Raw genomic sequence first — 12,997 nt, 5'->3', positions numbered from 1 at the left:
CCGGCTTCGAGGCTTCTTGCTTGATAAAAATCCGCGCGCCGCGCAACGGGCGGTGGCGGCCATACGTGAGCGGCTCGTTGCAATCACGGAGACGCCCCAGGCAGGGCGTCCGGTGCCAAATTTAGATCCGTTTCGAGAAATTCTCATCCCGTTTGGCGATGGAGGCTATTTGGCGCGCTATCGGTACGATCAGTCGACCGATACAGTTTATGTGGTCGCCATTCGGCATCAAAGAGAACTCGGCTCTATGTAACCGGCGGCGTCCGCTTCGCATGGACTTTCTTCCGGGGTTCTAAGAAAACACTTGGTGTCTTCTTTGTCAGGCTTGTCCGCTTTGCTGCCGCCAAATAGCTTTGGTGCGGGGAGAACTAAGCTATGACAAAGCCTGCGCATTTTGTGATCGTCGGCGGTGGCACAGCCGGCTGGATTGCCGCCTTCATCATTCAGGATGAGGCGCGGCGGCGCGGGTTTGATTTCAAGATTTCGGTAGTCGAGAGTTCGCGCATTCCCACGGTTGGCGTGGGGGAGGCGACGACGGCGGCGTTTCGGGTGCTGCTGAAGCACTTTGGGATCGATGAATTCGAGTTTTTCCGCAAGACCGATGCGAGTTTCAAGCTGGGCATTCGGCATGAGGACTGGCGGCGCAAGGGCTATACCTATTACGGGCCGATCGATGATCCACATCAGGTGATCCAGGCGCCGCCGGGGGCGCCTTCGGACTATCTCAATGTCTATGCGGTGGCGGCGGGCAGGGCGGTGCAGGAGATGCATCTGTTTCAGCCGCTCCTGGAGCAGAAGAAGGCGCCCTATGCGCTGAAGCCGGATGGGTCGCTGATCCCGTTGGGGCCGTTTCACCACGCCTTTCATTTCGATCAGGCGCTGGTGGGCAAGTTTTTTGCCAGCAAATCGAAGGGTGTCGACAAGGTCGATGCCATGGCGGCAGGCGTCGAGCGGAATGGTGAGACCGGGGATATTTCGGCGCTGGTGCTCGACGATAATTCGCGGCTTGAGGGCGACTTTTTCATCGACGCGACGGGGTTTCGGAAGCAGATAATCGTCAAGGCGCTCGAGGCGCCGTGGAAGTCTTATGCGCATGAGCTGCCGGTCAATCGGGCGCTGCCGTTCTGGATCGACCTGAAGGAAGGCGAGGAGTTGGCGACCTATACGCGGGCCTGGGCGCAGAGTTCGGGCTGGATGTGGCAGATACCGACGCGGCAGCGCTATGGTTGCGGCTATGTCTATTCCGATGAATTTTTGACGCCGGAACAGGCCAAGGAAGAAGTCGAGAGGGTGCTGGGCCACGAAATCGAGGTGCGCAGCGATATTCGTTTCCAGATCGGGCGGCTGGAGAAGGCGTGGATCGGCAACTGCGTGGCGGTTGGGCTGAGTTCGAGTTTTCTGGAGCCGCTTGAATCAACGTCGATCCACGGCACCATTGTGCAGATGATGCTGTTTGCGCAGCGCTACATGGATGAGCCGGGCAAGATTACCGAGAAGGCGCGGGACGACTATAATGCGCGGGTGGGGCGGCAGGTCGATGATTTCCGGACCTTTGTGAATACCCACTATATGACCGAGCGGGACGATACGCCGTTCTGGCGGGAGGTGCGGGCCAATCGCATTCATTCCGAGACCAAAGAGAGGCTGGCGCGGTGGAAGCGGGAAATGCCGCGCAATGAGCATTTTCCGAATTATCTCGGCGGGCTGCCGCATATCGAGACGCAGTTGCACTATCCGGTGCTGAATGGGCTCGGGTTGCTGGACCAGAACCTGGCGCGCAAGGAAATGGAGGCCGATCCGAAATTGCGGCGTTTTGCGCAGCAGGCGTTTGACGGGTTGGTGCAGGAATATCGGGCGGCGGCCAATCAGGCGCTGGGGCACCGGGAATTTCTTGAGATTGTGCAGGGTATGACTTGAGCGACTGGACGGCTTTTATTCTTGCCGTGCTGGGGTTGTTGGCGACGCCAGGTCCGACGAACACGCTTATGGCGGCGAGTGGTGCGCAGCGCGGGGTGCGGGGATCGCTGCATTTGCTGGCTGGGGAACTCGGCGGCTATGCGATTGCGATCACGGTGTGGATCGAGATCGTCGGGGCGGTTGCGACGAAGGAGCCGATGGTGGCGGTTGTCGCCAAGCTCGTGGCCGTGGCGTTTCTCTATTGGTCGGCGATAAAACTTTGGCGCAATGCGGGGCAGACGGATCTGGGGCAGCGGGGGATTACGTTGAGCCGGGTTTTCGTGACGACGCTGCTCAATCCCAAGGCGCTGGTTTTTGCGTTCGCGATCTTTCCGGCGGTCGGGTTTGTCGAGCGGCTGGCTTATGATGCTGTGTTTGCGGTGCTGGTGGTGATGACCGCGGTGGGGTGGATGGTGCTGGGGGCTCTGGCGCAGCGGGGTTCGGCGGGGCTGCTTACATCGGCTCGGGTGGAGCAAATTACGGCGGTGGCGCTGGTGGCGTTTGCGACGGTGTTGGCGGTGTCGGTGCTTCAGACCTTCAATTGAGACTGTCCTCGACGATCCTCGGTCTTTTGTCCTCCCACGGTGTCATTCCCGCGAAAGCGGGAACCTCCGTTTCAAAAACAGGGGTTCCTGCTTTCGCGGGAATGACACCGAGATAAGCGGAGGCATCGGCGTGTGCCGAAGTCGCATCTCGTTGGTATTGGGCAACGTGGGCACCGATCGAGCCCGGGACGCATTGACATCCACGTCAAACCGACCCAATTGAAACCCAACAATTTCCCGGAGTTTCCCATGGGCTTTAAGATGGGCATCGTCGGCCTGCCGAATGTCGGCAAGTCGACGCTTTTCAACGCGCTTACCCGCACCGCCGCGGCGGCTGCCGCCAACTTTCCGTTCTGTACCATCGAGCCCAATGTGGGTGACGTGCCGGTGCCAGACGTGCGGCTGCAGAAGCTGGCAGCTATCGGCAAGTCCATTGCCATTCAGCCGGCGCGCATGAGCTTTGTGGATATTGCGGGCCTGGTGAAGGGGGCGTCGAAGGGCGAAGGGCTGGGCAACCAGTTTCTGGCCAATATTCGCGAATGCGACGCCATTGCCTATGTGCTGCGCTGCTTTGAAGACGGCAATATCATCCATGTTGCCAACAAGGTCGATCCGCTGGCCGACGCGGAAGTCGTTGAAACCGAACTGATGCTGGCTGACCTCGAAAGCCTTGAGAAGCGCCGCGCCGGCGTCGAAAAGAAGGCCAAGGGTAATGACAAGGACGCCAAGCTGACGCTTGAGCTTATCGATCGTTCGCTGGTCTTGTTGCGCGATGGCAAGTCGGCGCGCTTTGTCGAGCGGTCCAACGAGGAAGAAAAGGCGTTCCAGGAGCTGCAGCTTCTGACGTCGAAGCCGGTGCTCTATGTCTGCAATGTCGATGAAGGCTCTGCCGAAAAGGGCAATGCCATGAGCGACAAGGTGGCCGAATACGCCAAGGCGAATGACGCGGGCGTGGTCATCATCTCGGCCGAGATCGAGAGCCAGTTGGCGCAATTGCCCGATGCCGAGCAGAACGAATATCTGGAATCGCTGGGGCTGCATGAGCCGGGGCTGAACCGTCTTATTCGCGAGGCTTATGACCTTCTTGGGTTGCAGACCTATTTTACGGTTGGGCCGAAGGAAACGCGCGCCTGGACCATCCACAAGGGCGACAAGGCTCCGCAGGCGGCGGGCGTCATCCATACCGATTTCGAGCGTGGGTTCATTCGTGCGCAGACGATTGGTTACGATGATTTCGTCACGCTTGGCGGCGAAGTTCCGGCCAAGGAAGCGGGCAAGGCTCGTGATGAAGGCAAGGAATATGTCGTTAGGGATGGCGATGTGATGCTGTTTAAGTTTAATACTTAAGCCCGGCCGCTCTGCGGCAAAATCGCTCCGGTGGAGCGATTTTAGGGCTTAAGGCCATGAGCGCTATGCGCGAATGGCTGGGCCAGGAGCACCGATGTTTGAATCCCCGCGCGAGCGGGGATTTTTTGTTTTCAGATGAGTGCCACGCCCTCGTGGTTCGAGGCTGCGCTTCGCTGCGCACCTCACCATGAGGTCTACTGGGAGAGGTTTGGCGGCGGAGCCTCAGTGCGGGCCCATTGCCGGCTGATTGGTGCCGCAGGGGCCGCCGTCCATGTTGATGGCGATGTCCTGTTTGTCGCCCTCAAAACTCAGGGCTTCGTACCAGTGGCTGATCTCTTTGGTGCTGGCCGGGATGTAATGAAAAATCAGCGAGCGGCGGAAGCGGTCGGGGCTCGTATTGGGCGTCGAGCCGTGGATGACGCTGCCGTTGAAGAAGAGGACGTCGCCGGCTTTGAGCTGCATCATTTGCGGTTCGAGGCCGGGAGGGGGCTCGACGTGTTCGGTGGTGAAGAAGAGGGCAGGGTCGGCCTGTTCGGGGCAGGCGATGTCGAGCATGGCGGTCTCTGGTACGCACATCATGCCGCCATTGCCGGCATCGGCGTCGTCGACGGCGATCCAGGCGGCCATGCAGGTGCCGGGTTTGACGCGTAGGTAGAAATTGTCCTGGTGGAGATCCTGGCCGCGGGCGCCGGGGGGCTTGAAATAGAACATGGACTGGCAGGCGAAGGGCTCTTCGCCGAAGAGGTCGGCGAGGATGGGGCGCAGGCGCGGGTCGAGCATGTAGCGCATGGCGAGTTGGCCGACTGATTTGTCGGGGTGCTTGTGCGGGTGCATCATGCGGGGATAGCGGCTGAGGGGATCGTTGGGCGTGTTGCCGCGCGGGGTGTCGGAGAGGCCGGGGACGGGGCCATTGGCGGCGGCGTCCATGAAGGTTTGGCGGATTTCGCCGATTTCGTCCGGTGAGATCAGGCCGCGGATGGCGACGAAGCCGTTGCGCTCGAACTCGGTCGCCTGCGTGTCGTTGAGAAAAGCATAGGTCATTTCGTCCTCCCCTTTAGCTTGAGGGTATGAGGGCGGGCGGCCATTGGCCATGGAACATGCTGCCAATGACATATAATATCCTGCTATGAGCGAGATTGCGGAAGCCCCATATCAGGCGGTGCAGCGGCTGCTGACCGGGCATTTTCATGAGATATCGGGCTATCGCGCCGTGCGGCGGCGCGGGGTGGGCGATTGGCTACTGGTGCTGACCACCGGCGGGCGGGGCCGGTTCGGTCATGCGGGCGGGGATTTGCTGGTGGAGCCTGGGGATTGGGTGCTGCTGCGGCCGGGGACGCCGCATGATTATGGGGTCGAGGCGGCGCTGGAGCGGTGGGAGCTGGTCTGGGCGCATTTTCAGCCGCGGGCTGATTGGGTGGATTGGTTGGCCTGGCCAAGTGTTGCCGAGGGGCTGATGCATCTGCGGATCGAGGGGGAGGCGGGGGAGAGGCTCGGGCGGCAGTTTCTCGGCGTGCATGAATTGCTCAATAGCGGGGAGCGGCGGCGGGAGGCGCTGGCGTTCAATGCGCTCGAGACGCTGATATTGGGTTGCGATGCGGTGCAGGCGCGGGAGGAGCAGGCGTTTGATGGGCGGATCAGGCGGGCGCTTGATCATATCGAGGGGCGGCTTGGGGAAAAGCTGCTGATCGAGGATATTGGCCTGGCGGTGGGGCTGTCGGCTTCGCGGCTGGCACATCTGTTTCGGGCGGAAACGGGAACGACGGTGCAGGCGCATATCGAGGCGCGGCGGATGCAGGTGGCGGCGGACCTGCTGCGGCGCACCAGCTTTCCGATCAAGCAGGTGGCGGCGAGTGCCGGCTTCGAGAGCCCGTTTTACTTTTCGCAGCGGTTTCGAAAAGTGATGGGTCTTTCGCCGCTGCAATTCCGGCAGCGGCAGGATCGGGGCTAGGTGATGGTGTCCCGGCGCATCTGGCTCGGGGTCATGCCGTAGGCCTTGCGGAAATGCTCGTAGAACTGGGTCTGGCTGACGAAGCCGGATTGGAAGGCGACGTTGGCAATGGAGAGGCTGCCGTCGAAGAGGAGGCTGCGGGCGCGGATGAGGCGCATGCGGGTGACGAATTTTTGCACCGAGATGTGCATCACCTTGGTGAAGAGGTTGGTCGCGTAATTGGGGTGGAGGCCGACCACCTTGGCGATGTCTTCGGCGCTGAGGGGATCGGTGATGTTTTCGACGATATGGCGGACCATGCGCACCACGTAGCGGACGGGGGTCGCGGTGCGGGTGCGGCTGCCCGACTTTTCGAGCCAGGCGGGGAGAAGCGTGTCCCAGCCGGTGATGGCGGCTCTACGGAACATGGTGGCGATTTCGGCGCGCACTAGGTCGGTGCGAAGCGAATTGCCGCTGCGATAATCGCCGTGCCAGCGTTCGAGGGTTTCGAGGCCGATGCAGTCGGCGGTGAGCTGGATGACGCCGCCGCCCATCAGGGTTTCGGTGAGGCGGCCGAGCTGGGGCATTTCGAGGAAGGCGTCCATGGGCAGGTAGATATTGAGCTGCTTGCCTTCGCCGATCTCGCGCAGGTCGACGGTCTGGTGCGGAATGCCGGCCCAGAAGGCGACGAGGCGATTGGCTTCTACGGTGACCGGGCCGCCATCGAAGACGTAGTCCATGTGGCCATTGGTGAGCCAGTTGAACTCGATATGGCCATGGCTATGGGGGGCAGGCATGATCTGGGGCGGGAAGGCGCGGATGCCGAAACGGCCGAACGCCTTTCCGGAGGCGTAAAAGCTCCGGTCGGGGCGCGGGGTCGGGCGAGGGGCCTTTTCGCGCAGGCGTAGGGCAGGGCTGGTTTCGGCAACAGTCATACTTATCAGCGCAGTTCTTAGAAACCCGGAATTAGTCTCTATCATTCCGGATTGTTTCGCCCGATGCAAGTCGTAGGCTCTCAATCATGCACGGGGCCCCGGAGTCAGTGGGAGTGACTGGCTCGACGCACCAAACGCTGCCTCGTTGCAAAGGGAGGTTCTATTGAGAAAGCCTATCTATGCCCTTGGCGGGGCAGGACTTTTGCTGTCCGTATCAATGCTCGCCATTCCGGCCCAGGAACTGACCGGCGACCTGCCGGATCCGCCTGACTTTGCCGCCCAGAGCGAACCGAACTTCGTTTCGGTTGGCGATATCCTCGAATTCAAGGCGCTGCCGGAATATCACGAACCCGATTGGGTGACCTCGAAATATGTCGAGGCCGGTACGCTGCCGCCCGTGGCCGAGCGCCTGCCCAAGGAGCCGCTGGTCTTCAAGATCGGCGACATGCCCGATGGCGTCGGCGTCTATGGCGATGTGATGCGCCATGTGATCGGTGGCCGGCCGGAAGGCTGGAACTATGTCGGCGGCCAGAGCCAGGGCTGGGGCGGTATCGACATCGGCCTTTCCGAATGTCTGACGCGCACGGGTCCGCTGTTCGAGGTCAAGGCCGACGAACTTGAACCGCTGCCGAACCTGGCCAAGAGCTGGGAATGGTCAGAAGACGGCCATGAGCTGACCATGCACCTGATCGAGGGTGCAAAGTGGTCCGATGGCGACCCGTTCGATTCCGAAGACGTGATGTTCTATTGGGAAGACAACGTTCTCGACCCCAATGTGAGCCCGCTCAACGGCGCGACGCCGGAAAGCTTTGGTGTCGGCACGACGCTGGAAGCCATTGATGCCTATACGATCAAGTGGACTTTCAAGGACGCCTTCCCGACGCAGTATCTCTATACCATGGCCTATGGCACGTTCTGCCCGGGTCCGAGCCATATCCTCAAGCCGGAACACCCCAAGTACAATTCGGCCAATACCTACGATCAGTACAAGAACGCTTTCCCGCCCGAATATATGAATATTCCGGTGATGGGCGCCTGGGTGCCGGTGGAATACCGGCCGGACGATATCGTGGTCATGCGCCGCAACCCCTACTACTGGAAGGTCGACGAAAACGGCAACCAGCTCCCTTACCTGAACGAGCTGCACTACCGCCTTTCGACCTGGGCCGACCGCGACGTTCAGGCCGTTGCCGGTTCGGGCGACTTCTCGAACCTCGAACAGGCCGAAAGCTATGTCGAAGCCCTGCGCCGCTCGGCTGAAGACACGGCACCCGCTCGTCTGCAGTTCGGCGCTCGTACCATCGGCTATGCGCTGCAGTTCAACTTCTCGGCCAATGGCTGGGGTGAACCGGACGAACGCGCCCAGGCCATCCGCGAACTCAACCGCAATCCGGAATTCCGCAAGGCCATTTCGGCCGCTGTAGACCGGCAGCGCCTGGGTGAATCGCTGGTGCGTGGTCCGTTCACCGCCATCTATCCGGGCGGTCTCTATGCCGGCACGGCCTATTACGACAAGGCTTCCACCGTCTACTATCCGTTCAACGCCGATGGCGCGGGCGCTCTGCTCGATGGCCTGGGGCTCGTTGACACCGATGGCAATGGCATCCGCAACTTCCCCGCGGGCACCACTGGCGGCGCCGACGTGGAAATCACGCTGCTCGCCAATTCGGACTACGGCACGGATACGAACCTGGCCGAAGGCATCATCGCGATGATGGAACCGCTTGGCCTGCGCGTCATCGCCAACTTCCAGCAGGGTACGGCGCGCGATGACATGGCCCAGGCCGGTCAGTTCGACTGGCAGGTGGTGCGTCAGGGTGCGGAAATGGTGTCGGTGGTGCAGAACACCGCGGCGCTGGCTCCGACCGGGCCGACCATCCACAGCTTCCACCGCGGCGGCACGGATGGCACGCTCGACCTCCTGCCTTTCGAACAGGAACTGGTCGACATCGTCACCAAGTTCGTTTCGACCAGCGACAATGCCGAACGTTCGGAACTGATGAAGCAGTATCAGCAGATTTTCACCGAGAACGTCTACTCGGTGGGTCTCACCCAGTATCCGGGTGCGCTGATCATCAACAAGCGCTTCGCCAATATCCCGGCCGGTGCCCCGATCTTCATGTTCAACTGGGCTGAAGACAACATCATCCGCGAACGCGTCTTCGTTCCGGCGGACAAGCAGGGCGACTTTGAACTGCATCCGGAAACGCTGCCTGGCGCTCCGGGCAGTGCCGGTCCGGCCTGATCCGACGCAGCGAGGGGCGGCCAGCCGCCCCTCACCCCGGCCCCTCCCACGCAAGGGTAGGGGATCCGTTCAATGACCTTGGCAGGATCGCGCTCTGTCGGCGATCCGCCCCCTCGCCCTCCGGGGAGAGGGTTGGGGGAAGGGGTTGTGCCCCTAGCCAGTGAGGCCGTTCATGCTTCGATTTCTTATGATGCGTGTGCTTGGCGCGATCCCATTGCTGTTTCTGCTCAGCATTGTGACCTTCGCCATCATCCAGGCGCCGCCCGGCGACTATGCCGACTATATCCGCTCCATGCTGATCAACCAGGGCGGCGTGCGGCCCGACCTTGCCGAGATTCAGGCCGAGGCCTATCGCCAGGCCAACGGGCTCAATGATCCGCTGATCGTGCAGTATTTCCGTTGGATCACCGGCATCGTCACCCGTTTCGATTTCGGGCACTCGCTCTACTACAACAAGCCCGTGGGCAATGTGATCGCCGAACGCCTGCCGGCCACCATTGCGCTGGCGCTGGTGTGTCACATCCTGGCTTCGATGCTGGGCATCGGCCTCGGCATCGTCGCGGCGACCCGTCAATATTCCTGGACCGATACGCTGCTCGGCATCATCTCGTTCCTCGGCATGACGATCCCGCGGTTCCTGCTCGCGATCATCATTCTCTACGTCCTGGTGTTCAAGATGAACGTCCAGGAAGTGGGCATGTTCTTTTCCGCCCGTTGGGGCGGGCAGCCCTGGAGCTGGGGCAAGTTCGTCGATCTCGTCTACCATGTCTGGCCGGTGATCTTCATCGCCACCTTTGGCGGGCTCGCCTACAATATGCGCGTGATGCGCGCCAACCTCCTCGACGTGCTCAACAGCCAATATGTCGAGACCGCGCGGGCCAAGGGCCTGCCGGAAGGCGCCGTGATCATGAAGCATGCCGTGCCCAATGCGCTGCATCCGCTGATCGCCTATCAAGGCGTGGTGCTGCCCTATATGCTCACCGGTGAAATCGAAGTTGCCGTGGTGTTCGGGCTTGCGACTGTCGGGCCGGCCATTGTCGGCTCCATGGCCGTGGGCGACGTGTTCGTCACCGCCTCGTTCATGCTGGTGCTCGCCACCACGCTCATCATCGGCAACATCATTTCCGACCTGTTGCTCGTCGCGCTCGATCCGCGCATTCGTCTGGGAGGATCGGCAGAATGACCAAAGTGGATACGCATTCCTCCATTCCCCTGCCCACCGACGTTGGCGGTGGCCCGGCTCCGACGCCGGCCGAAGAGGCCGATGTCGCGCCGGTCGTGACCCGCTACGGCTCGGGCAACGAGACCTATGCGAGCCTGGTGTGGCGGCGGTTCCGGCGCTCAACCATGGGCATGATTGGCCTCGTTCTCGTCGGCCTGCTGCTCTTTGTTTCCATCTTTGCCGATTTCTTCGCAGTGATGGACCCGAAGGCAACGAACTTGCCTTTTGCGCCGCCCGATGTGATCGCTTTTCAGGATTCGGCCGGTAATTTCAGCCTGATCCCGCATGTCTATCCGATTGGGGACACCGGCGAATTCGATCCGGTGACGTTTCAGCCGCTGACCGGGCCCGTGCTCGACAATCCGACGCCGACCGGGTTTTTTGTAGAGGGTTATTCCTATTACTTCCTGTGGTTCATCCCTTCCAATATTCACTTCTTCGGCTCGACCGATGGGCGGCCGATCCAGCTCCTGGGCACGGACAAGTTCGGGCGAGATATTCTCTCGCGCGGTATTGTCGGGTCGCGGATTTCGCTGACGATTGCCCTTGTGGTGGTGGCGCTGACAACGATTGTCGGGACGCTGGTGGGGATTACCTCGGGCTATATCGGCGGGCGGCTCGATGCCTGGGTGCAGCGGTTTGTCGAGTTCGTCCTGGCGTTCCCGCAATTGCCGCTCTATCTCGCGCTGACTTCGCTCATTCCTGTGACGGCTCCGTCCAATGTATTCCTGACATTCGTGATCTTCGTCATGGCGGTGTTGGGGTGGGCGCAGCTTAGTCGAGAAGTGCGGTCGAAGACGCTGTCGCTGGCGCGGATCGACTACGTGCGTGCGGCGATTGCCGTGGGGTCTTCGGATGGGCGCATCATTACGCGCCATATCCTGCCCAACGTGTTGAGCCACATCATCGTGTCGATCACGCTGGCTATTCCGAGCGTCGTGCTGCTCGAAAGCTTCCTCGGGTTTTTGGGTTTTGCCGTGAAGCCGCCGCTGATTTCCTGGGGCCTGATGCTGCAGGATACGGGGACGTTCTCGGTGATCGGGTCCTATCCGTGGATCCTCTCGCCGGTGATCTTCGTGCTCATCACCGTCTTTGCCTTCAACGCGCTGGGTGACGGCCTGCGCGATGCCATCGACCCCTATTGAGGACGCGAAAATGACTTCTCAAAACTTTGCGCCCGCTGAACGGCATGATCTGGGATCGCATGGTCGCGAACTGATCCTCGATGCTCGCAATGTCGCCGTCGACTTCAAGGTCGAGGGCGGGGTGGTGCAGGCGGTGAAGGACGTGTCGTTCCAGCTGCACAAGGGCGAGACCATCGCCCTCGTGGGCGAGAGCGGCTCGGGCAAGTCGGTGACGGCGCGCACGCTGATGAAGCTGCTCACCAAGCGCGCCACGATCGGCAAGAACACGCGAATTACGCTTTCGGGCAAGAATGTCGTGACGATGAGCGATCGCGACATGCGAAAACTCCGCGGCAATGACATTGCGATGATCTTTCAGGAGCCGATGAGTTCGCTCAACCCGGTCTATACGGTGGGGCAGCAGATCTGCGAGATCATTCACCTCCACAATCGCGTGTCGCGGCAGGAGGCGATGAATCGGGCGGAAAAGCTGCTTGAGGAAGTGCAGATTCCCGAACCGGCGGCGCGGCTGAAGCAATATCCGCATCAGCTTTCGGGCGGGCAGCGGCAGCGTGTGATGATCGCCATGGCGCTGGCCAATCGGCCGGATGTTCTCATTGCCGACGAGCCGACGACGGCGCTCGACGTGACGGTGCAGGCGCAGATCCTCAATCTGATCAAGGATCTCAAGGACAAGTACGGCATGGCGGTGATCCTGATCACCCATGACCTGACCGTGGTCCGGCAGTTTTCGGACTATGTCTATGTGATGCAGAACGGGGCCGTGCAGGAGCACAACGAGACCGAGGCGCTGTTTGCCAATCCGCAGCATGCCTATACGCGGCATTTGCTTGCGTCGGAGCCCAAGGGCACGGCGCTGCCGCTCGAAGAGGGCGTGCATGAGACGGTGCTTGAGGGCAAGGAGGTGAAGGTCACCTATACGCTCAAGCGGGGCGGGCTGTTCAATCCGGACTTCTTTGAATTGAAGGCTGTCGACAATCTCGACATCAAGCTGATGCGGCATGAAACGCTGGGGATTGTCGGCGAGAGCGGCTCGGGCAAGACGACGTTCGGGCAGGCGCTGATCCGGCTGATCGGCAATCAGGGCGGGCAGATTTTCTTCGACGGCGAGCCGATCCATAACAAGGATCGCAAGGCCATGCGGCCGCTGCGGAGCCGGATGCAGATCGTGTTCCAGGACCCGTTTGCATCACTTAATCCGCGCATGTCGATTGGCCAGATCATCGAGGAAGGCCTGATCGTCAACGGGCTTGGCGCCAATCGCAATGAGCGGCTGGAGCGGGTGCGGCAGGCGCTGCGCGATGCTGGCATGCCGGACACGATTTTGAACCGCTTCCCGCATGAATTCTCGGGCGGGCAGCGCCAGCGTATCGCCATTGCCCGGGCCATTGCGCTCGAGCCTGAATTCATCCTGCTCGACGAGCCGACATCGGCGCTCGACCTTTCGGTGCAGGCCCAGATCATCGATCTGCTTCGAAAACTGCAGAACGAGAAGGGCCTCTCCTATCTCTTCATTTCGCATGACCTGAAGGTCGTGCGGGCCCTTTGCCATCGAGTGATGGTGATGCAGCACGGCAAGATCGTGGAGCAGGGGCCCGTCAACGAAGTTCTCACCAATCCCCAAACCGAATATACGGCTCGGCTTGTCCGCGCCGCATTCGAAATCGCTGCCTGA

The 12,997-nt window shown here is 61.0% G+C and carries 11 protein-coding genes; 9 read left to right on the top strand and 2 right to left on the bottom strand.

Annotated features, from left to right (window positions below; all coding sequences use genetic code 11):
• Nucleotides 1-16 precede the first annotated feature (16 nt).
• The 4 genes from JP75_RS25770 to ychF all read left to right on the top strand — a co-directional run bounded on the left by JP75_RS25770 (nucleotide 17) and on the right by ychF (nucleotide 3,848).
• Nucleotides 17-253, top strand: a complete 237-nt coding sequence (locus JP75_RS25770) for a type II toxin-antitoxin system RelE/ParE family toxin (protein WP_244446267.1) — start codon at nucleotides 17-19, stop codon at nucleotides 251-253.
• 122 nt (nucleotides 254-375) lie between these two features.
• A complete protein-coding gene (locus JP75_RS06025) occupies nucleotides 376-1,917 on the top strand; it encodes a tryptophan halogenase family protein (RefSeq protein WP_035080515.1) in 1,542 nt (513 codons plus the stop codon).
• Entirely contained in the window at nucleotides 1,914-2,501 is a 588-nt protein-coding gene (locus tag JP75_RS06020) for a LysE family translocator (RefSeq protein ID WP_035080513.1), read from the top strand. Before JP75_RS06025 ends, JP75_RS06020 begins: the two co-directional genes overlap by 4 nt.
• 249 nt (nucleotides 2,502-2,750) lie before the next feature.
• Nucleotides 2,751-3,848, top strand: coding sequence for a redox-regulated ATPase YchF (ychF, locus tag JP75_RS06015; RefSeq protein ID WP_035080511.1), 1,098 nt, complete (start codon nucleotides 2,751-2,753; stop codon nucleotides 3,846-3,848).
• Nucleotides 3,849-4,070: 222 nt separating this feature from the next.
• On the opposite strand, the gene JP75_RS06010 is transcribed toward ychF, so the two are convergent.
• Nucleotides 4,071-4,889, bottom strand: coding sequence for a phytanoyl-CoA dioxygenase family protein (locus JP75_RS06010; protein ID WP_035080508.1), 819 nt, complete (start codon nucleotides 4,887-4,889; stop codon nucleotides 4,071-4,073).
• 85 nt (nucleotides 4,890-4,974) lie between these two features.
• Here JP75_RS06010 and JP75_RS06005 point away from each other — a divergent pair, with 85 nt between their 5' ends.
• A complete protein-coding gene (locus tag JP75_RS06005) occupies nucleotides 4,975-5,796 on the top strand; it encodes a helix-turn-helix domain-containing protein (protein WP_051960412.1) in 822 nt (273 codons plus the stop codon).
• Here the strand turns inward: JP75_RS06005 and JP75_RS06000 are convergent.
• Entirely contained in the window at nucleotides 5,793-6,710 is a 918-nt protein-coding gene (locus JP75_RS06000) for a helix-turn-helix domain-containing protein (protein ID WP_035080506.1), read from the bottom strand. The two genes, JP75_RS06005 and JP75_RS06000, sit on opposite strands and share 4 nt — an antisense overlap.
• Before the next feature lie 217 nt (nucleotides 6,711-6,927).
• On the opposite strand from JP75_RS06000, the gene JP75_RS05995 reads away from it, so the two are divergent.
• The 4 genes from JP75_RS05995 to JP75_RS05980 all read left to right on the top strand — a co-directional run bounded on the left by JP75_RS05995 (nucleotide 6,928) and on the right by JP75_RS05980 (nucleotide 12,997).
• Nucleotides 6,928-8,955 carry an ABC transporter substrate-binding protein gene (locus JP75_RS05995; protein ID WP_051960411.1) on the top strand — a complete coding sequence of 676 codons (2,028 nt, stop codon included), beginning with the start codon at nucleotides 6,928-6,930 and terminating at the stop codon, nucleotides 8,953-8,955.
• Between the two features lie 172 nt (nucleotides 8,956-9,127).
• Nucleotides 9,128-10,138 carry an ABC transporter permease gene (locus JP75_RS05990; RefSeq protein ID WP_035080503.1) on the top strand — a complete coding sequence of 337 codons (1,011 nt, stop codon included), beginning with the start codon at nucleotides 9,128-9,130 and terminating at the stop codon, nucleotides 10,136-10,138.
• Nucleotides 10,135-11,322, top strand: coding sequence for an ABC transporter permease (locus JP75_RS05985; protein WP_084587509.1), 1,188 nt, complete (start codon nucleotides 10,135-10,137; stop codon nucleotides 11,320-11,322). Before JP75_RS05990 ends, JP75_RS05985 begins: the two co-directional genes overlap by 4 nt.
• A 10-nt stretch (nucleotides 11,323-11,332) precedes the next feature.
• Complete coding sequence (locus tag JP75_RS05980) at nucleotides 11,333-12,997, top strand: ABC transporter ATP-binding protein (protein WP_035080502.1); 1,665 nt, start codon at nucleotides 11,333-11,335, stop codon at nucleotides 12,995-12,997.

Origin of the sequence: Devosia riboflavina (assembly GCF_000743575.1) — a bacterium.
Classification (GTDB): domain Bacteria; phylum Pseudomonadota; class Alphaproteobacteria; order Rhizobiales; family Devosiaceae; genus Devosia; species Devosia riboflavina.
This window is presented reverse-complemented; position numbering and strand designations above follow the sequence as displayed.

Bases quoted from the DNA above. Each gene is read 5' to 3' on its own strand.
- JP75_RS06025 (WP_035080515.1), top strand. From the start codon at position 376: ATGACAAAGCCTGCGCATTTTGTGATCGTCGGCGGTGGCACAGCCGGC.
- ychF (WP_035080511.1), top strand. From the start codon at position 2,751: ATGGGCTTTAAGATGGGCATCGTCGGCCTGCCGAATGTCGGCAAGTCG.
- JP75_RS06010 (WP_035080508.1), bottom strand. From the start codon at position 4,889: ATGACCTATGCTTTTCTCAACGACACGCAGGCGACCGAGTTCGAGCGC.
- JP75_RS06005 (WP_051960412.1), top strand. From the start codon at position 4,975: ATGAGCGAGATTGCGGAAGCCCCATATCAGGCGGTGCAGCGGCTGCTG.
- JP75_RS06000 (WP_035080506.1), bottom strand. From the start codon at position 6,710: ATGACTGTTGCCGAAACCAGCCCTGCCCTACGCCTGCGCGAAAAGGCC.
- JP75_RS05995 (WP_051960411.1), top strand. From the start codon at position 6,928: ATGCTCGCCATTCCGGCCCAGGAACTGACCGGCGACCTGCCGGATCCG.
- JP75_RS05990 (WP_035080503.1), top strand. From the start codon at position 9,128: ATGCTTCGATTTCTTATGATGCGTGTGCTTGGCGCGATCCCATTGCTG.
- JP75_RS05985 (WP_084587509.1), top strand. From the start codon at position 10,135: ATGACCAAAGTGGATACGCATTCCTCCATTCCCCTGCCCACCGACGTT.
- JP75_RS05980 (WP_035080502.1), top strand. From the start codon at position 11,333: ATGACTTCTCAAAACTTTGCGCCCGCTGAACGGCATGATCTGGGATCG.